Here is a 19,240-nt window from a genome sequence, read left to right as displayed (position 1 = left end):
ATGCCTTTACACAGAATGCAAATCTTTCGCATTATGTCGCAGCTTTTTTGGGCGCGTGCCGCCATCACCTTTTTAGACGCAGGATTTCGTCATGATTCGTATGCCTCTGGCAACCGCAAGTCTGCTGGCCATCGCTATCTCTCTCGCCGGCTGTGGCGAGGAAAAGGACAAAGCCGCCGCCCCTGCCCCGGCTCCCGCCAGTGCGCCGGCCGCACCAGCAGCGACGCCGAGCACTCAGGCGCCAGCGGCAGCCGTCCAGACCAACGATGCTGACACCAAGGCCGTGGTTGCCAATTACGCCACCATCGTGGCGGCGGTGTTTGAAGATGCCGAAAATGGCGCGAAAAAGCTGAGCACCGCGATCGATGCGTTCCTCGCCAAGCCAAATGACGAAACCCTCAAGGCCGCCCGCGAAGCCTGGCTCGCGGCACGCGTGCCTTACATGCAGAGCGAAGTCTTCCGTTTCGGCAATACCATTGTCGATGACTGGGAAGGACAGGTTAACGCCTGGCCCCTCGACGAAGGCCTGATCGACTACGTTGCCAAGGACTACCAGCACGCGCTGGGCAACCCGGGCGCCACCGCCAACATCATCGCCAACACCCAAATTCAGGTCGGCGAAGACAAGGTCGATATCAAGGAAATCACCCCCGAATCCCTCGCCGCGCTCAACGAACTGGGCGGCTCGGAAGCGAACGTCGCCACTGGCTACCACGCCATCGAATTCTTGCTTTGGGGCCAGGACCTCAACGGCAACAACGCAGGCGCCGGTGCCCGTCCGGCCAGCGATTACTTGGAAGGCGCCGGTGCCACCGGCGGCCATAACGATCGCCGTCGCGCCTACCTGAAAGCCGTGACCGATCTGCTAGTCAGCGACCTTGAGGAAATGTCCGGCAACTGGAAAGCTGGCGTCGCCGACAACTACCGCGCAACGCTTGAAGCTGAATCCGGCGAGAACGGTCTGCGCAAGATGCTCTTCGGCATGGGCAGCCTGTCGCTCGGCGAACTGGCAGGCGAGCGCATGAAGGTCGCGCTGGAAGCCAACTCCAGCGAAGACGAGCACGACTGCTTCAGCGACAACACGCACAACTCGCACTTCTACAATGGCAAAGGTATCCGCAACGTCTATCTGGGCGAATACACCCGGACCGACGGGACGAAGATCACCGGCCCAGGCATTTCTTCGCTGGTCGCCAAAGTAGACCCTGCCGCTGACGCCACCCTGCGCGCCGACCTGGACGACACCCAGGCCAAACTGCAAGCACTGGTCGACCGCGCGGCGAAAGGCGAACACTTCGATCAATTGATCGCAGCCGGCAACACAGCCGGCAACGAAGTAGTCCGCAACGCCATCGCGGCGCTGGTCAAACAGACCGGCGCTATCGAACAGGCCGCCGGTAAACTGGGCATCACCGACTTGAATCCGGACAACGCCGACCACGAGTTCTGATCGGCGAAGTATCAAGGCAGAGGTATCGAGACAAACGAATGCCGGTCAGTGACGAGCTGACCGGCTTTTTTGTGCCTGGGGTTCAACTGCCTGGGTCCAAGAGAAACGACCCGCCAGCGCGAAATCGTAACAGTACGTTGCGTCAGCCCCGCTAAACGATAATCTCTCTTATTCATTGCCCATGAGGCTGATAAGCTTGCTCGCCCCGATTTTTGCTTCGCTGCAGGATGAGTATGAGTACGCGGTTTCGCCCGATCATTGCCTTGCTCCTGACTCTGGTCTTGAGTGGGTGTGACGATGCCCCGCGTTTCACTGAGGCTGAACCTGGCGAGGCGATGTCCGGCGGCGAGGCGACGGTTCGCAAAAGCGATGTGAATGCGTTCTCCATGCCTTCGGCAAATCTGTCTCCGCTACGGCGGCTGGATTTCAGCGTCGGCAATAGTTTCTTTCGCAGCCCTTGGGTGATCGCGCCGTCGACCACCACCGCGCGCGACGGACTCGGCCCCCTGTTCAACACCAACGCTTGTCAGAACTGCCACATCAAGGATGGCCGTGGCCATCCGCCCGAGCCAGGCGCGAGCAACGCGGTGTCGATGCTGGTGAGACTGTCGATTCCCGACCACGCTTCGCAGGCTGAGCTGATTCTACGCGCCGGCGTATTGCCCGAACCGACCTACGGTGTCCAGCTTCAAGACATGGCTGTTCCAGGCGTCGCGCCGGAGGGCAAGGTACGCGTCGAATACGATCCGCTTACCGTGCGTTTCCGCGACGGCACCACCGTTGAGCTGCGCCGCCCGACCTTGCGGATCACGCAGCTCGGCTACGGTCGGATGCATCCCGAAGCCCGGGTATCCGCACGGGTCGCTCCGCCGATGATCGGGCTCGGTTTGCTCGAAGCGATTCCCGATGCTGCGATCCTCGCCAATGCGGATCCGGACGACAAACGTGGCACGGGCATATCCGGGCGTGCCAACTGGGTATGGGATGACGTGCAGCAGAAAATCACCCTGGGCCGGTTTGGCTGGAAGGCAGGCCAACCCAACGTCAATCAGCAGAACGTTCACGCCTTCACCGGCGACATGGGCCTGACAACGCGCTTGCGAGCATTCGATGACTGCACCGCCACCCAGACCGATTGCCTTGCCGCGCCAAACGGTAATGGTCCGGCTGGCGAACCGGAGGTCAGCGACAACATTCTGCGTCTGGTGGAGTTCTATACGCGCAACCTTGGAGTCCCCGCACGACGCAATGTGGACGACCCGCAAGTGCTGGCCGGCAAAAATCTGTTCTTCCAGGCCGGTTGCCACCAATGCCATACACCAAAATTCACCACCCGTACCGATGCGGCCGAACCCGAGCTGGCCAATCAGGTTATTCGTCCCTACAGCGACTTGTTATTGCATGACATGGGCGAAGGCCTGGCCGACAACCGCACGGAGTTTCAGGCCAATGGCCGGGAATGGCGCACCGCCCCGCTGTGGGGTATCGGCCTGACCGGCACTGTCAGCGGGCATACGCAGTTTCTGCATGACGGGCGCGCACGCAACCTGCTGGAGGCCATTCTCTGGCACGGCGGCGAAGCCCAGGCGGCGCAGCGCAAGGTGCTGGCTTACGACGCCGATCAGCGCGCCGCGTTGTTGGCCTTTCTGAATTCGTTATGATTTCTCCTCTTCAGATATAAGGAGCCGGACATGTTCCGACCCAAGCTGTTATTCACCAGTCTCGCGGCGCTGGCCTTGGGGGCTTGCGCCCCATCGGACCCGCAGGCGGTGACCTCCGCAGCCATTGCCGAGCGGGTCATCCTGCCGACCTACAGCCGCTGGGTGGATGCAGACCGCCAGCTGGCGACCAGTGCACTCGCGTTCTGCCAGGGCAAGACCGATCTGGAGAGCGCGCGCGCCGACTTCCTCAAGGCGCAGAAGACCTGGGCCGAGTTGCAACCCCTGTTGATCGGGCCGCTGGCCGAGGGCAATCGAGCGTGGCAGGTACAGTTCTGGCCGGACAAGAAAAACCTCGTCGGCCGTCAGGTCGAGCAATTGGTCGCCGCCCAGCCGCAGATTGACGCTGACGGTCTGACCAAGGCCAGCGTCGTGGTGCAGGGGCTGTCCGCCTATGAATACATCCTGTTCGACGCTGGCATTGACATGGCCAACCCGGAACAGAAAGCCAGGTATTGCCCGCTGCTCACGGCCATCGGCGAGCGCCAGAAACGCCTTGCCGAAGAGATCCTCAATGGCTGGAACAGCAGCGACGGCATGCTCGCGCAGTTGAGCAAATTCCCGAATCAGCGCTATGCCGACTCCCGTGAAGCCATCTCCGAACTTCTGCGCGTTCAGGTCACGGCGCTGGACACGCTGAAGAAAAAACTGGGGACGCCTCTGGGTCGCCAGACCAAGGGCCAGCCGCAGCCGTTCCAGGCTGATGCGTGGCGCAGCAAAGCTTCGCTCAGCAGCCTGGAAGCCAGCCTGATGAGCGCAGAAACGGTCTGGGCCGGCGTCGACAACAAAGGTCTGCGTGGCCTGCTGCCCGCCGAGCAGAAACCACTGGCCGACAAGATCGACGCGGCCTACGCTGCCAGCCGCAAGCTGCTCGCCGGCCTGCAACCGCCGCTTGCCGATCTGTTGGCGTCCGAAGCCGGTCGTCAGCAGCTCAATGCGTTCTATGACAGCCTGAACGTGGTTCATCGCTTGCACGAAGGCGAACTTGCCAGGGCGCTGGGGATTCAGCTGGGCTTCAACGCCAACGACGGCGATTGATCGGGAGAGAGAGATGATGTTGCGACGTCAGGTGCTGGCTATCGGCAGCCTGTTGCTTAGTGCATGCACATTGGGCGGCTGGACGCTGTTCCGTCAGAGGGACAGAAGTCCGCTGCTGCTTTCGGCCCGCGACGACGGCGAAGGTCGGCATTACGCGGTCGGCTATCGACTGGACGGCACCGAGGTGTTCGCCACGCGTGTAGGCCAGCGTTGCCATGACATCATCAATCATCCGACCCTGCCGTTGGCCGTGTTCATTGCCCGACGTCCAGGGACCGAAAGTTATCTGATCAATTTGCAGGATGGCCGGTTGCTGCAGACCATCGCTTCAAGGCCTGGCCGTCACTTCTACGGGCATGCCGTGATCCATCGCGACGGAGAATGGCTGTACGCCACTGAAAACGACACCACCGAACCCGGACGCGGCCTGCTTGGTGTCTATCGGTTCGTTGACCAGCGTCTTGACCACGCTGATGAGATTCCAACCCACGGTATCGGGCCGCACCAGGTGTCCTGGATGCCAGACGGGGAAACACTGGTGGTCGCCAACGGCGGCATCCGCACCGAAGCCGAGAGCCGCGTGGAGATGAATCTCGATGCGATGGAGCCAAGCCTGGTCTTGATGCGCCGCGACGGCTCACTCATCAGCAAGGAAACCCTCGCTCAACAGATGAACAGCGTGCGCCATCTGGCCATTGCCGCCGACGGCACTATAGTCGCCGGGCAGCAGTTCATGGGCGATGCTCACGAATCCGCCGAGCTGCTTGCGATCAAGCGGCCGGGTGAACCCTTTGCCGCGTTTCCCGTCGCGGCGCGTCAGCTTGACGCTATGAACCATTACACCGCCAGCGTCGCCATTCACAACGAACTGCGGCTGGTCGCATTGACCGCGCCGCGTGGCAACCGCTTTTTTATCTGGGACCTGGACAGCGGCGAAGTCAGGCTGGATGCGCCGCTGCCGGACTGCGCGGGCGTGGGCGCCGTGGCCGACGGCTTCGTCGTGACTTCCGGCCAGGGACGTTGCCGATTTTACGATTGCCGCAAACCAGAGCTTCTGGCAACGCCACTGGAACTGCCGACCGGGCTGTGGGACAACCATCTGCACCTGGTCTGAGCAATCGCGCTACCGCCCCGACCGCTCGGCGATCGCCCGAATGCCGTCGACCACATCGCCAAGCTGGGCAACGATACGATTGCCCACGGCTGTTTCGTCGCCGCCCAGCGCCTTGTTACGCTGAAACTCCTGTTTGATCCGCGTCCAGCGAGCCGCCTGTTCAGGGTTCAGTTGCCCGCGAAGTTCGGCGAGCTTGAGCAGGTTCTCCTCGGCACCGCTGGTCAACAGCTGCGATTCAGCCCGGTAATGATCCGTGATGAGCTGGTCGATCTCCGCTTCGTTCATAACTGGCGATATCCGCTCCGCCAGCCTGTTCATGTTGCGGTAGCTGCCCTGCAGCCGGAACGGTGGCTCGGTTCGGTATTGGGCGGCTTGCGAAGCGCTGTCGATGTAGGCGGCATTGACCTTGAGCAGAACCTCTCGCACCGTCATCAAGCGACGCAAGGTTTCGCTCAGTTCGTTTACCTCGGACGGACTATAAGGATGAACAAGGTCATTGCTGCCCAAGGTCCTGCCACGAGCGTGCTCGACCAGATGATAGAGGTCGCTGATCTCCCGGTTGGCCAACGGCGCCAGCACGGGGTTTGATGTCAGGCTGTTTTCGATGTAGCTCAGGGCAAACGCGCTCGCGTTTGCGCCGGTCACCTCGCCGAGGTTGTGCACGTCGGCGCGGTTCACCAGCATGTCGGGAATTCTGAAGGCCTCGCCTGATTCCGTGTACGGGTTGCCGGCCATCACGATGCAGAACTTCCGGCCACGCAGATCGCAGACTTTAGCCTGCCCCTTCCAGACGCTTTCGATCCGTCGAGTGGCGTCACACAAGCTGATGAACTTCTGCAGAAACTCAGGCGAGAGATGCTGGATATCGTCTATCAACAGACAAACGTTACTGCCCAACTGCAAAGCCAGATTGAGCTTTTCGAGCTCCACCCGTGCGGGGCTGTCCGGAGCCTGCGCCGGGTCAAGTGAAGTCACGCCACGATTCAACTCTGGCCCGTTGACCTTGACGAACGCCATTCCCAGCTGAAATGCGATGTACTCGATCAGCGTGGTCTTGCCGTAGCCAGGTGGCGAGATCAGCATCAGCAAGCCCATCAGGTCGCTGCGCCTGCCTTCCCCGGCACTGCCCAACTGTCTGGCCAGATTATCGGCAATCAACGGCAGATAAACTTCATTGATCAGTTTGTTGCGAACGAACGAGGTCAGCGGGCGCGACCGGAAATCGGCAACGCGCAAAGCCTGCCGTTCGCGCTGAATGATCGACTGGCGAAAAGTCTGGTAGCCGCGCAACCCTGGCACGAACACCTGCCCGTGCTCCATCACACGGGCGAAGAAATCGTCCAGAGTCAGCGCAAGCACGCCATCGCGTAACCTCGGATGTTCGCCTAACAGGCCATGGACCTGGACCTTCAGCGCCGCGGCGTTAACGGGCAATTCGGGCTTTCCAGCCATCCGCAGCAGCACAAGCGCGGTCGCCTCCGGGACGTAATGGGTCAGAGCGGCCTCTTGCAGATCCCGACAGGCACCGGTCACCCATTGCCGGATCACCGACCACTGCCCGTACAGGTCGCCATCCAGTCCTTGCACCACATCGCGCAGCTCATCCGCACAGCCTTCCGTTTCCAGACGCCGGTCAAGCGCACTGACAATATCCCGGGCGTGTCCGCTGGCCTCCAGACTCGGCCGGTCGCCTGCCAGAGCCTCAGTAAGGTAATGAGCGCTTTCAGCTAAAACTGTGGGCGATTCGGAAAACCCCGTCGCCGCAGCATAGTTTTCCAGTGCCAGCGCGATCTCCTCGCGCAGGTCGTCTACAGCTTCCTGATGTTTGAAGAGCCTCTGAACCGAAAACGCAGCGCGGGCCTGTCGGGGCCATCGGCTGACTTGTGTTTCGAACGAACCCGGCAGATGCCAGGCGATCAATGCGAGCGCCCGAGCGGCAGGGCTGAAGCGCAGCAGACCGGCCGCCGCCATGCATGGCATCAGATTCCGAAGTACAAGCGCTGCGTCATGGTCATGGATGCCTTTTTCATAGCCCTCCTTGTACCGTGGCGCCGCGAAGTCGCGAACATGTTGTTCCAGCGCACCTGCATCGAGCGCCTGAAGGTCGATGCCTTGCGCATTTGCAGCCTCCAGAACCTGCCAGGCCAGGTACTCACCACGGTAGAGCGCTTCGGACTCCGATTCGTGACTGGCGTGAAAGTACGGGCGCATGCTGACAACGGCGTCATCATCAATACGTTCGTGGAAATCCGTCCCCGTGATATGTAGCCACAGGTGCTCACCTTTCGGCAGCAGCGTCAGTTCAAGTGGCTGAGTGTTGACGCTGAAGCGGTGGCGCGGCCCCAGTCTCAACAAGGTGCCGCCGCCGTCGAACAGGTCGTTTCTATCACGCTTGGCTCTCACCGCCTCATCGCGCGCCGCCTTGAGTCTTGCATCAAGATCGTCGGCCTTGACGCCGTCATCCAGTCCACGCAACCGGGCGGAAAGCTCGCGGAGTCTGAGAACCTGATGATCGGTGGCGAAAAAAGCGTTCAGCCTCTCGATGTCGGGACAGGCCGCAGTCCGCCCAGGCAGGCTGGTGAGGATACGGTGAGCAGCGTCCTGCACGGTCCGAATCTGGCGCTGGCGGGCATCCATCAGATTTTGTCGGTGATGCTCAACCGCTTCCAGCAGCTCTTCCCGCTTGCGCATCAAATCGTCGAGAAACGGTTCATGTCCGCCGAAGCGGCTTTCAAGGTCTTCCAGCTGAATCAGTAGTTTTGAAAGCTGTTCGTCACAGGCCTCGGGAGTATCGGCCTGCCCCAGCGCATGAGCCGCGCTCTGCACGAACAACTGAAATTGCGCCGCAAACTGCGCCACCGACTCGGACATGGCAAGCGCCTTGCGACGTGTCCTTTCGTGGGCCGTGGTCTGGTTCATCAGCGCATAGAGATGGGACATTGCCTCGGTGATGCGGGTGCGGTGCGCGGTGTCCTGAACACTCAGCGAACTGGCGAGCCCGGAGAGGAGCTCGACAGCCGCGGTCATTTCGCCAAGGCCGGCCAACGCCCGGTCCAGTTCGAACAGGGCAGTCGCCTCCTGAACGTGCCGATCCAGCTCCGCGATCCGCTGGCTGTATGGCAGCAGTGCATCGGGCTGGCACATGAATTCAGCCGCCTCACTGCTGATGCGCTCGGACTCGACCTTGAGCTGCCGCTCCAGCCCTTCGACGGTGGCTGCGTCGACATAGCGCCCATCCTTGATAGTCAGCAGATGGCCTCGCAGCTGAGTGATGGCCTCCAGCAAGGCGACGATGTCCTCGATGCCCCGTGGAGCACCGGCGTGCAGTTCTTTCATCAATGCCGAATGCCGCTGTTGGGCATCAATCGTCTGTCGCGCGGCATGGGCGCGCAGATGCTCGACCTTCTCGAACTCGTCGACGATCAAGCCCCCGGTCTGGCCAAGCTCACGCAACAACCCGGTCACTGAATTCAGCGATTCATGAGCCATCCAGTGGTACTTGTCGAGCAGTCGACCGACCTGCTGTCCCAATCTGGCGAAATGCGCTGCGGTCGGGTTTGGTGTCTCGACGTCGCGCGCCAGGTCATACAGATCAGATATCCCGCGTACGAGATCGGCATTGCCAATCCGCCCAAGAAAGGTATTGCTCAGGGACCGCCGTGCCGCGTATTCCTCGGTATGAAAGGGCGTTTGCCAGATCTGCATCGGGTGGTTACGGGCAGGCTCCTGTTCAGCCGAGAAGATCACCATGCGTCCGTCTTCAAGGCACGCGTGGCCATGGCCGAGTATCGGTGTCTGCAGTTGCCGCCGGACCATGTTGTAGGTGAACAGCGCCGAGCGGCCTTCCTGCGCTTCGTAAAAGATGTACAGGATGTCTTCACCGTTCGGCGAGCGGAACAGCCGCTTGAACTGCATCCGCTGCATGCCGGATTCGAAGGTCTTGTGCTCACCGTTACGCAGATAAAGTCCACCAGGGAAAACGATCCCGTGGTCCTCAGGTAGCTGCAGGCAGGCCTGGCCAATTGAGTCGACGCGGGTGATGGCGCGTGTCGGCAGGTTGCACACCAGATAGTGGAAGTGCTCCTCCTTGTAAGGTCGGACTTTGAGCAGAATCAGATCCCCGAGCCTGGCATATGCGACTTGCAGATCAGGCAGCGACTGATTCGTTTCCGCCAGCGAATGACGATACAAGGCCTCTGCGCATGCCGTTCCGTTCTCGATCTTCAGCACCAGCTCGCCGCTGTCCAGTTGAACGTAAACGCTGTCCAGGATGCTGATGCACGGTTGCCGACCACCGACAATCATTTCTCGCGTGGCTGGAGCCCATTCGAAGTCGTATCCAGCTGCTGGAGCCATATCGCGCTCGCCGCGATTATCGACGTAGCGGACGTCTGTACCGCCGCTGCCCAGGGACCAGCGGAATACCCGTATATCGTCAATGCGTTCGCCCACCTGAAAACTGACCAGCAGGCGGCTGTCATCTACCACCAGTTCAAGCAGCCGCGCGTCACGGTAATAGGTGTAGAGCTCTGCAAAATCCTTGCGAAAGCCTGGGTCGTCCAGCCAGGTTCCTTCCACGGGAACGGCCTGGGCTTCGAAGCCGTCCTCTCGCTCAATCAGACGGAACAGGGCAAGTACGTCTTCGACCCGGGTTTCGGTCCTCAGCCCGAGAAACACGTTGTAGCCGAACAGAAGAAAGTCGCCGACCCGGACGATATCTCGGGGCACGCAATTGTTCTCGGTACGAACCCGCACTCTCCCGAGAACCTCCATGCGACTGCAACCGAACTCCTGCAGCCGCTGGTCATTCAGAGCATCGACCTGCCGTGACAGACGCTGTCCTTGATTGCGAAGACGCTTGAGCAACACTTCATACGCCCCGCCTCCAGTGACGTCGGTATCCATCGGCTGAGTTTCGAGCGGGTCGTTCGACATGTCGGGTCCGGGCAGGTTGATGGCTGAAGTCAGGAAAAAGAACGCCCGGCAGCTGTCGGGCTTCCCGGCGGATTTAACTGGCCTCGGAGCGAGCCGTTGCCTGCGCGTGGCGAGCGTCGCCCTTATTGGTCGCGACCCTGGCCAGCATGCCGAGACTGGTCTGGATAACCTGAGCGGCGAGCGGACTGCTCTGATTCAGGCCCTCAATGGCTTTGCCGACCGAAAGAGACTTCACGAACGCGTCGAAAACGGTGTTATCGCCGCCGCCAACAAACTGGATGCTGGCTTTGCTCATGGCGGCGGACAGAACCTGAGCCTGCTGTTCGGCAATCTTCTCGTTGGCGGCGATACCCGCGAGCGTGATATCGAAATGGTTTTGCAAGGCCAGCCGGAATTCCTCATGTTCGCGGGCGTCTCCGGTGAGCTTCTGCATCGCCTCGAACTTCTCCGTAAGCCCGGCAGCCTCGGCCTCGAAACGCTTCTGCAGCACTTGCGCCTCGGCGGCGCCGACTTCATGAATGGTGGCGGCCCTGGATTCCCCAATGGCTCTGTCACCTTCGGCCTGGGACATCAGCCGCTGCTTGAGCACCGCGGCTTCCGCCAGACCTTCACGCTCGCTGGCCTCGGCTTTCTGCATGCGGACATCGGCTGCGGATTCGCCCACGGCCCTGTCGCCTTCCGCCTGGGACAGCAGGTGCTGCTTGAGCACCAGAGCCTGGGCCAGCCCTTCGCGCTCGCTCGCTTCGGCCGCCTGCATACGCACTTCGGCCTCGGCCAGACCGGGCGCCGCCTTCTCCGCCCGCAAGCCTTCGGCACGTTTCATCGCAGCCAGTGCTTCGCTCTCGGCCTTGCGAAGGTCCGCGTCGGCCAATGTCACCAGCTCTTTCGCGCGATGCTCCGACACGGCGCTGTCCGCCTCTGCCTGCTTCACCAGACACACAAGGTCACGCTCTGCCTGGGCCTGAGCCTCCGTCAGAACAACGATCTTCTTGCGGTCGGCATCGGCTACGACCCGCAGCGTGGTGATGGCTTCTTCTTCCTGAGCCACGGTTTTTTCAACGCTCACCCGTTCGCGGGTAACGTTGGCGATCTCGCCGCGTTTTTCTTCGAGCTGACGGTCACGCTCGATCCGGCTTAGCGACACCTCGCGCTCGCGGTCGACCTGAGCCAGAGCCTGGGCACGGATGACCGTCTCCTTCTCCAGCATGACAACCCGCTCGCTGTTCTGATTGGCGACGTCGACTTCGCGCTGGTGATTGACCTCGGCGATATCGATTCGCTGAGCAGTGGCGATGCGCGCCTCCTCGGCACGCAGTCGCTCCTCGGACTGGACCTTGAGCGTTTCCGCTTCCTCCCGGGCGATTACGGAAGCGATCTCGCGCTTCTGCCGGGCCTGGGCATCCGCCTTCTGGCGCTCCAGCGCCAGGCTTGCCTCTATCGTTTCGACGTTTTTCTTCTGGATCTTGAGGTCCTGATCGCGTTCCAGCTCATTGGTGATGACGTTGTGGGTCGAGGTGAGCTCGGTGATCTTGCGAATGCCTTCGGCATCCAGAATATTGTCCCGGTCCAGCTCTGCCTTGGGCGTCTGTTCCAGGAAATCGATAGCGACGTCCTCCAGCACGTAGCCGGAAAGATCCTGACCGATGACGTTGACGATCTCGTCCCGGAAACGCACCCGGTCTTCGAAAAGCTCGACGAAGTCGAACTGCTTGCCGACTGTCTTCAGCGCTTCCGAGAACTTCGCGTTGAACAGCTCGTTCACCGCAGCCTTGTCCGAGGCGCGCAGCACACCGATGGCCTTGGCGACCTTGAGCACATCGTCCTGGGTTTCGTTGACCCGCAGAAAAAACGCCACGGTAATGTCCGCACGCATGTTGTCGCGACAGATCAGGCCGCCCTTGCCCTTGCGCTCGATTTCCAGGGTGATGACGCTGATCTGCATCTTTTCCATCAGGTAGAGATAAGGCAGCACCATTGCGCCGGTGAAATACACCTTGGGCCGGCTGGACAGGTCATTGACGATCAATGCCGTGCCTTGCGGGACTTTCACGTAAAACGTCTTGATCAGAACGGCCAGAGCGATCAAGGCCAGAAGCGCGAAACAAAGGACGATGATGAATGGCATGGCCATATCCAGCATGCTGATTAACTCCATTACAGGGCCTGGCCCAAGAATTCCGTTTCGCTGATGACCTGATAGAAATGTTCGTCAGCGATGTATTGCAGAAGCACGACGCGGTCGTTGCGCTTCAGGTGGGCGGTATCACAGGTGCGGACCTGGAACAGCAGCCCTGCGCCCCCGTCTTCCAGAAACGCCGTCCCTCTTTCGCGAGTGACTGTCGCGCTGCGCACAATCGCCACCCGTCCGCAGATCGGCATCGACGGCGGGCCCTGGATTCTTTTTATCAGTGGTCTGAACAGGCGGACGAGTAATGCCGTGGCTATCAGTGCCGAGCAGGCGGCGAACAGTCCGCTGGCGAAGCCAAGCGGGTAGTAGAAAAAACCCAACGACAGCGGCTCGATCACTAACAGCTGAATGAAATAGCTCACCAGCCATCCAGTGAGACTGACAAGCGTCAGCACTAGCGAAGCGGGAATTCCATCGAGGCCAAGCTGGGAAAACAGCCCTTCGTCGGATTCGGCCAGGGCCTTCTCATATGCGGTAACCGCTTCGATATCGAGTTCGACGGGACCGGTGTCGAAAACGCCGCAGCACACCAGAAGCCAGTAAATGGCTGCCAGCGACAACAGCAGACTGAAGATCACAACGGGAAAAGATAGCGCCAACTCCAGGAAGCGATACATGCCGGTCTCCTCGTCCACGATCATGCAGAGCGAGAAACGGCAGCTTTGATGCGTTCCAGTACGGACTGCGCATCAAAGGGGTCAACAGTGATTCCGGCAGCCCGCAGCCTCTGCTTCAAGCCCGCGTCGCCGGCCATCAATTCTTGCTGGGCATGCAATCGGGCTGTGGCTTCCAGCTGACGCTGGCGGATTTTGTCCAGCGAGTCGGCTGCTGATCGCAGGCGTGTGGTGGAATCACACTCAGGCGCGGACAACATCGCTCTGGCCTGATGCGTGATCTCGGTGGCGCGGACCATTTCAAGCCGGGTCTTGAGTTCGGCGAGCTTGTCTTTGCTGGTTTGCAACGCAGCCCGCAAGCTATCGACGCTGCTCGAATACTGCTGCGCGACACGGGCATCGTCCATTCGCAGCCTTTCAAGCCTGGCGATCTGCTCCGCAGCGTCCAGCGCCAGATCCTCGCGACCTGCCGCCAGCGCCATTTCAGCGCTCTGGGTCAGGGTCGCCAGCTGCGCCTCGGTTCGATTCAGGTCCTGCGCGGCCAGAACGCTTTTGGCCATCAGGGTCGCAAGGCTGGAACGAGCGATGCCCAAGTGCTCATCGGCTTCACGAATTTCCTGGTCGAGAATGCGCAACGCATGCGGAGTAACCACCGCGTCGGCCAGTTCGTTGGCTCCACCTCTTAGAGCGGTCGCTATTTTTGTCCAGATGCGGCCCATGACGAATTCCTTTTACGACGCGAACGACAGGTGTGAAGGCTGGGGCTTGATACTCAAGCGGGCAAAAGGTGACATATATAATTTTTGAGATCTGCCAGAACTATCCTTTAAAAAAGTAGGATCTTTCTACAAAACTTGAAGTTAGATAAAACGCCTAATTAGTCGCTGGTAAAACTTGCATAACCGAACAAATTTGAAATACTGCGAGCTGATCTGAGTCGGCGGGATCACCCGCCAAATTTCCCAAGGATGTGGAATCATGTTGCGTCGACGTATGCTGGTCATGCTCGGTGTGGTGTTGCTCGTGGTGCTTGCGCTGGCGGGTTACAAGGCTTATTCCGTTTATCAACAGATTCAGCAGTTCACCGCTCCGAAGCCGGCGATCAGCGTTGCCGTCGTCACAGCCCGCGAGCAGCCTTGGCAGAGCCGCCTTCCGGCCATTGGTACGCTCAAGGCCCTGCAAGGGGTCGATCTCAGTCTGGAAGTCGCCGGTACGGTGATCGCCGTGCAATTCGAGTCGGGGCAGAAGGTTCGCGCGGGTCAACCGCTGTTGAGGCTCGACAGCGACGTAGAGCGAGCCCTGCTGGGAACGGCGGAAGCGGACTTCGGTCTGGCGCAGGTCGAACACGGTCGGGGCAGCCGGCTCGTAGGCGATCAGGCTATCTCCAGGGGCGACTTCGACAAGCTTGCCGCCCAGCTCAAGAAAGCCGGAGCGACCGTTGCGCAACTCAAGGCATCGCTGGCAAAGAAGCAGATCCACGCACCATTCGCCGGCACTATCGGAATCCGGCAGGTCGACGTCGGGGATTACCTGGCCAGCGGCACGGTGATAGCGACGCTTCAGGATCTCAGCAGCCTCTATCTGGATTTTTACGTTCCCGAACAGGCACTGCCTTCGCTGTCCGTCGGGCAGATCGTGCAAGTCAGCGTCGCTGCCTATCCGCAGGAAAATTTCGAGGCGTCGATCAGCGCGATCAATCCGAAAGTCGATGACAGCACTCGTAACATCCTGATTCGCGCCACCCTCCCCAATCGAGACAATCGGCTGCTGCCCGGCATGTTCGCCAACCTGCAAGTGTTGCTCCCAGGCACCGCCAGCCGACTGGTAATTCCGGAAAGCGCGATCACCTACACGCTTTACGGCAATTCGGTTTACGTCGTGGTGCCTGCAAAGAACGACAAGGGTGAACCGGAAAAAGACGCCAAAGGGCAGCAGCAACTGGCGGTCGAAAGGCGCTTTGTCGAAACCGGAGAAAGGCGCGGCGGACTTGTGGTGATAGGTAAAGGCCTCACGGCAGGCGAGCAGGTGGTCAGTGGTGGCCAGCTCAAACTCGATAACGGTGCACACGTAGCCATTACGCCGGACAAGCTGGCTGCCCAGCCGTCCGATTTGCCGCGTGCTGACTGATCAGGGAACCCTCATGGCCTTTACCGACCCGTTCATCCGCCGCCCGGTCCTTGCGACTGTCGTCAGCCTTCTGATCGTCCTTCTCGGTTTTCAGGCGTTCAGCGCCCTGAGCATCCGTCAGTATCCGCAGATGGAGAATGCGCTGATCACGGTGACCACGGCTTATCCCGGCGCCAACGCGGAGACCATCCAGGGGTATATCACCCAGCCGTTGCAGCAGAGTCTGGCGAGCGCGGAAGGCATCGACTACATGACCTCGGTCAGCCGCCAGAACTTCTCCATCGTGTCGATCTACGCGCGAATCGGCGCGGACAGCGACCGCCTCTTCACCGAACTGCTTGCCAAGGCCAACGAGGTCAAGAACAAGCTGCCGCAAGACGCAGAAGACCCGGTGCTCAGCAAGGAAGCTGCTGATGCATCGGCTCTGATGTACGTCAGTTTCTACAGCTCCGAACTCAGCAATCCACAGATTACCGATTACCTCTCCCGGGTCATCCAGCCCAAGCTCGCCACCTTGCCGGGCATGGCGGAGGCGGAAATACTCGGCAATCAGGTCTTCGCCATGCGCCTGTGGCTCGATCCCGTGCGCCTGGCCGGATACGGCCTGACCGCCGCTGACGTCACCGACGCGGTACGACGCTATAACTTTCTTTCGGCGGCAGGCGAGGTCAAGGGCGAGTATGTGGTCACCAGCATCAATGCCGCGACAGAACTCAAATCCGCCGAGGCGTTTGCGGCGATTCCGCTCAAGACCGAGGGCGACAGCCGGGTGCTGCTCGGTGATGTGGCCCGCGTGGAGATGGGTGCGGAAAACTACGACTCGGTCAGCTCGTTCGACGGTACGCCGTCGGTGTATATCGGGATCAAGGGCACTCCCAGCTCCAACCCTCTGGAGGTGATCAAGGAAGTCCGGCGCGTCATGCCCGAGCTGGAAAGCCAGTTGCCACCCAACCTCAAGGTGTCCATCGCTTATGACGCGACGCTATTCATCCAGGCCTCCATCGACGAAGTGGTGAAGACGCTCATCGAAGCAGTGCTGATCGTGATAGTGGTGGTGTTTCTGTTTCTGGGCGCGCTGCGCTCGGTCCTCATCCCGGTGATCACGATTCCGCTGTCGATGATCGGCGTGCTGTTCTTCATGCAACTGATGGGTTACTCAATCAACCTCCTTACCCTGCTGGCCATGGTTCTGGCAATCGGCCTGGTAGTGGACGACGCCATCGTGGTGGTGGAGAACATTCATCGGCATATCGAGGAGGGTAAAACGCCACTGGACGCGGCACTGGAGGGCGCGCGGGAAATCGCCATGCCGGTGGTGTCCATGACCATCACGCTTGCGGCGGTGTATGCGCCGATCGGGTTTTTGCAGGGGCTCACGGGCGCGCTGTTCAAGGAGTTCGCGTTGACGCTGGCCGGAGCCGTGGTGATATCCGGAGTCGTGGCCCTGACCCTGTCGCCGATGATGTGCGCGATGCTGTTGCGCCACGACCCGAACCCTAGTGGGTTCGCCCATAAACTGGATGAGCTGTTCGACGGTCTGAAGGCCCGTTATCAGCGTCTGCTGCACGCTACTCTGGATACCCGTCCCGTCGTTCTGGTGTTTGCGGTCATCGTTCTGTGCCTGATCCCGGTCCTGCTGATGTTTACCCGTTCGGAGCTGGCCCCGGATGAAGATCAGGGAATCATCTTCATGATGTCAACATCCCCCCAGCCGACCAACCTGGATTACATCAACGCCTATACAGACCAGTTCACCCGGATCTTCAGAGACTTCCCGGAGTACTACTCCTCGTTTCAGATCAACGGATTCAACGGGGTTCAGACCGGGGTCGGCGGCTTTCTGCTCAAGCCCTGGAACGAACGGGACCGCACCCAGATGGAAATTCTTCCGCAAGTGCAGGCGCGACTGGCGGACATACCCGGGCTGCAGATCTTCGGCTTCAACCTGCCGTCGCTTCCGGGTACGGGCGAAGGCCTGCCTTTTCAGTTCGTCGTAAACACGCCCAACGATTATCCGGCGTTGCTTGAAGTCGCCGAGCGGATCCGAAAGCGCGCCGAAGCATCGGGCAAGTTTGCCTTCATGGACATCGATCTGGCGTACGACAAGCCAGAGGTGGTGGTCGACATAGACCGGGCCAAGGCGGCGCAGATGGGCGTGTCCATGCAGGATCTGGGCGGGACGCTGGGAACCCTGCTGGGCGAAGCGGAAATCAACCGTTTCACCATCGACGGTCGTAGCTACAAAGTCATCGCGCAGGTGGAGCGCCCTTATCGGGACAACCCCGGCTGGATGAACAGTTACTACGTGAAGAGCAAGGAGGACAAGCTGTTGCCGCTGTCCACCTTGATCACCATCAGTGACCGGGCAAGGCCGCGTCAGCTTAACCAGTTTCAGCAACTCAACTCCGCCATCATCCAGGGCTTCCCGATTGTCAGCATGGGCGAAGCCATCGAAACGGTCCGCCAGATTGCCAGCGAAGAAGCACCCGCCGGGTTCTCTTACGATTACGCCGGAGCATCCAGACAGTACGTGCAGGAAGGAAGCGCATTGTGGGTGACCTTCGCGCTGGCGCTGGCGATTATTTTTCTGGTGCTGGCCGCGCAGTTCGAGAGCTTCCGGGACCCGCTGGTGATTCTGGTGACGGTGCCTCTTTCGATCTGCGGGGCGCTGATCCCATTGTTTCTCGGTCTGTCGAGCCTGAACATCTACACCCAGGTCGGCCTGGTGACGCTGATCGGTCTGATCAGCAAACATGGCATTCTGATCGTCGAGTTCGCCAATCAGCTGCGGCGGGAGAAGGGCTATTCGGTCCGCGAGGCCGTCGAAGAGGCAGCCGCAATACGCTTGCGACCGGTTCTGATGACCACTGCGGCCATGGTCTTTGGCATGGTGCCGTTGATTCTGGCGACCGGAGCCGGTGCCGTGAGCCGGTTCGATATCGGCGTGGTGATCGCCACGGGAATGTCCGTGGGCACAATGTTCACGCTGCTGGTCTTGCCCTGCGTGTACACATTACTGGCGGCGCGGGACAAGGAACCAGACCGGCTCCCGGCGACAGCCACGCATTAAAAAGGCCCCGTTCATGGGGCCTTTCAAGGTGGAGCTGTTTTCAATGTTTCGATCCCGTTCCCTGAGCCAGACTGTACATCAAGAGCAACAAGTCGTGATCGGGTTTGACCACTTCCTGAGCCTTGGCGACACGAGGCATGGGGCAGTTTCCTTCACCATGCTGAGCACTCAGTATCTTTGTAGGAGGTTGCTGCCATGCCGCCACAGCAACCGTGGTTGTTACCAGCGCCCCGAAAACAAACAAACCTCTAGCAATTTCGAGCTTCATGACTCTAAACCTTTGATAGAGCTGCCAAACGCCGCCTCGTAAAAATAGACCAGCTTGCGCCAATCTGCATCAGTGAATGACGAATGGCGTCGAAGCTGCTTCATGTCATGCTGCGCGGCACCCGCGGCGGTCCAGCGACGGCGACCTTTCTCCAGATCCAGAAGCGCAACCTGGACGGTCGCCTGAGCGCCCTCACCCGTGACTCTCACAAAAATATGTTTGCTATAAAGGCAGCTGTGCTGCCAACGGCCCAGATGCATGCGCGCCAGGGTCACGCCGATTTCCCTGAGCATCTGCTCCCAAAGCAGCTCGCCGTAGCGCTCACGTCCGCCCGCGGCGCACCAGTGATCCACTTCTTCGAAACCATCCAGTGCGGCGGTTACCAGCAAGGCGCGCCAATCATTGTTCTCATCACGCTCGGCCCCACAGAACACGACTTCAGGAACCGCGACCTTCAGCTGGCGCAGGCCTTCCAGCGCATCGCGCTCGCGCAGAACCGTCGGCCGGCCGAAGGGGTGCAGCCAGCTGCGGTAGATATGCCCGGTCTGGCGCTTGCTGTACAACAGTCGGCCATCACTGGCCACGACCCGTTGCACGCCACTTTCGCCGCCGCGGCGCATGTTGGGTGCTTCCACCCATTCGCCGCGCTGCTCCCAGAAGTGCTTGAAGGGTTCCTTGCTTGCGACCACGCCTGATTGATCTGCGGCCTGAATCATTC

At 60.3% G+C, this 19,240-nt stretch carries 12 protein-coding genes; 6 read left to right on the top strand and 6 right to left on the bottom strand.

What is annotated here, in order from left to right; all coding sequences use genetic code 11:
- The first annotated feature begins 91 nt into the window (after nt 1–91).
- The 4 genes from J3P77_RS04555 to J3P77_RS04540 all read left to right on the top strand — a co-directional run bounded on the left by J3P77_RS04555 (nt 92) and on the right by J3P77_RS04540 (nt 5,320).
- Nucleotides 92–1,450 (top strand): imelysin family protein, encoded by a 1,359-nt coding sequence (locus J3P77_RS04555; RefSeq protein ID WP_434679914.1) that lies wholly within the window; start codon nt 92–94, stop codon nt 1,448–1,450.
- A gap of 233 nt (nt 1,451–1,683) precedes the next feature.
- Nucleotides 1,684–3,111: a di-heme oxidoredictase family protein gene (locus J3P77_RS04550; RefSeq protein WP_434679913.1), complete on the top strand. Its 1,428-nt coding sequence runs from the start codon at nt 1,684–1,686 to the stop codon at nt 3,109–3,111.
- 30 nt (nt 3,112–3,141) lie between these two features.
- Complete coding sequence (locus J3P77_RS04545; protein ID WP_434679912.1) at nt 3,142–4,206, top strand: imelysin family protein; 1,065 nt, start codon at nt 3,142–3,144, stop codon at nt 4,204–4,206.
- Between the two features lie 16 nt (nt 4,207–4,222).
- Nucleotides 4,223–5,320: a DUF1513 domain-containing protein gene (locus J3P77_RS04540; RefSeq protein ID WP_434681885.1), complete on the top strand. Its 1,098-nt coding sequence runs from the start codon at nt 4,223–4,225 to the stop codon at nt 5,318–5,320.
- A 9-nt stretch (nt 5,321–5,329) separates the two neighbouring features.
- Here J3P77_RS04540 and J3P77_RS04535 read toward each other — a convergent pair whose 3' ends face one another.
- From J3P77_RS04535 to J3P77_RS04520, 4 genes are all read right to left on the bottom strand, one after another.
- Entirely contained in the window at nt 5,330–10,255 is a 4,926-nt protein-coding gene (locus tag J3P77_RS04535; RefSeq protein WP_434679911.1) for a DNA repair ATPase, read from the bottom strand.
- A 73-nt stretch (nt 10,256–10,328) separates the two neighbouring features.
- On the bottom strand, nt 10,329–12,392 hold the full coding sequence (locus tag J3P77_RS04530; RefSeq protein ID WP_434681884.1) for a flotillin family protein: 2,064 nt from the start codon (nt 12,390–12,392) through the stop codon (nt 10,329–10,331).
- A 17-nt stretch (nt 12,393–12,409) separates the two neighbouring features.
- Nucleotides 12,410–13,060: a hypothetical protein gene (locus tag J3P77_RS04525; protein ID WP_434679909.1), complete on the bottom strand. Its 651-nt coding sequence runs from the start codon at nt 13,058–13,060 to the stop codon at nt 12,410–12,412.
- A 20-nt stretch (nt 13,061–13,080) separates the two neighbouring features.
- Nucleotides 13,081–13,776: a PspA/IM30 family protein gene (locus tag J3P77_RS04520; protein ID WP_434679907.1), complete on the bottom strand. Its 696-nt coding sequence runs from the start codon at nt 13,774–13,776 to the stop codon at nt 13,081–13,083.
- A gap of 259 nt (nt 13,777–14,035) precedes the next feature.
- Here J3P77_RS04520 and J3P77_RS04515 point away from each other — a divergent pair, with 259 nt between their 5' ends.
- The gene (locus tag J3P77_RS04515) at nt 14,036–15,184 is read left to right on the top strand and encodes an efflux RND transporter periplasmic adaptor subunit (protein WP_434679906.1); all 1,149 of its coding nucleotides are present in this window, start codon (nt 14,036–14,038) and stop codon (nt 15,182–15,184) included.
- 13 nt (nt 15,185–15,197) lie between these two features.
- A complete protein-coding gene (locus tag J3P77_RS04510) occupies nt 15,198–18,254 on the top strand; it encodes a multidrug efflux RND transporter permease subunit (RefSeq protein ID WP_434679905.1) in 3,057 nt (1,018 codons plus the stop codon).
- Between the two features lie 40 nt (nt 18,255–18,294).
- On the opposite strand, the gene J3P77_RS04505 is transcribed toward J3P77_RS04510, so the two are convergent.
- Both J3P77_RS04505 and J3P77_RS04500 read right to left on the bottom strand, forming a co-directional pair.
- Nucleotides 18,295–18,522, bottom strand: coding sequence for a hypothetical protein (locus tag J3P77_RS04505; RefSeq protein WP_434679904.1), 228 nt, complete (start codon nt 18,520–18,522; stop codon nt 18,295–18,297).
- Entirely contained in the window at nt 18,519–19,238 is a 720-nt protein-coding gene (locus tag J3P77_RS04500) for a lipopolysaccharide kinase InaA family protein (protein ID WP_434679903.1), read from the bottom strand. The genes J3P77_RS04505 and J3P77_RS04500 overlap by 4 nt, the downstream gene beginning before the upstream one ends.
- Between the last annotated feature and the right edge of the window lie 2 nt (nt 19,239–19,240).

Source organism: Pseudomonas sp. R1-18 (assembly GCF_051132095.1).
Classification (GTDB): domain Bacteria; phylum Pseudomonadota; class Gammaproteobacteria; order Pseudomonadales; family Pseudomonadaceae; genus Aquipseudomonas.
Note: the sequence above shows the minus strand (reverse complement) of the source record. Positions and strands in the feature narration are given on the sequence as shown.

Excerpts from the sequence above, each read along its gene's own strand:
- J3P77_RS04540 (WP_434681885.1), top strand. The coding sequence starts at position 4,223 with ATGTTGCGACGTCAGGTGCTGGCTATCGGCAGCCTGTTGCTTAGTGCA.
- J3P77_RS04520 (WP_434679907.1), bottom strand. The coding sequence starts at position 13,776 with ATGGGCCGCATCTGGACAAAAATAGCGACCGCTCTAAGAGGTGGAGCC.
- J3P77_RS04505 (WP_434679904.1), bottom strand. The coding sequence starts at position 18,522 with ATGAAGCTCGAAATTGCTAGAGGTTTGTTTGTTTTCGGGGCGCTGGTA.
- J3P77_RS04510 (WP_434679905.1), top strand. The coding sequence starts at position 15,198 with ATGGCCTTTACCGACCCGTTCATCCGCCGCCCGGTCCTTGCGACTGTC.
- J3P77_RS04545 (WP_434679912.1), top strand. The coding sequence starts at position 3,142 with ATGTTCCGACCCAAGCTGTTATTCACCAGTCTCGCGGCGCTGGCCTTG.
- J3P77_RS04525 (WP_434679909.1), bottom strand. The coding sequence starts at position 13,060 with ATGTATCGCTTCCTGGAGTTGGCGCTATCTTTTCCCGTTGTGATCTTC.
- J3P77_RS04515 (WP_434679906.1), top strand. The coding sequence starts at position 14,036 with ATGTTGCGTCGACGTATGCTGGTCATGCTCGGTGTGGTGTTGCTCGTG.
- J3P77_RS04500 (WP_434679903.1), bottom strand. The coding sequence starts at position 19,238 with ATGATTCAGGCCGCAGATCAATCAGGCGTGGTCGCAAGCAAGGAACCC.
- J3P77_RS04535 (WP_434679911.1), bottom strand. The coding sequence starts at position 10,255 with ATGTCGAACGACCCGCTCGAAACTCAGCCGATGGATACCGACGTCACT.
- J3P77_RS04555 (WP_434679914.1), top strand. The coding sequence starts at position 92 with ATGATTCGTATGCCTCTGGCAACCGCAAGTCTGCTGGCCATCGCTATC.
- J3P77_RS04550 (WP_434679913.1), top strand. The coding sequence starts at position 1,684 with ATGAGTACGCGGTTTCGCCCGATCATTGCCTTGCTCCTGACTCTGGTC.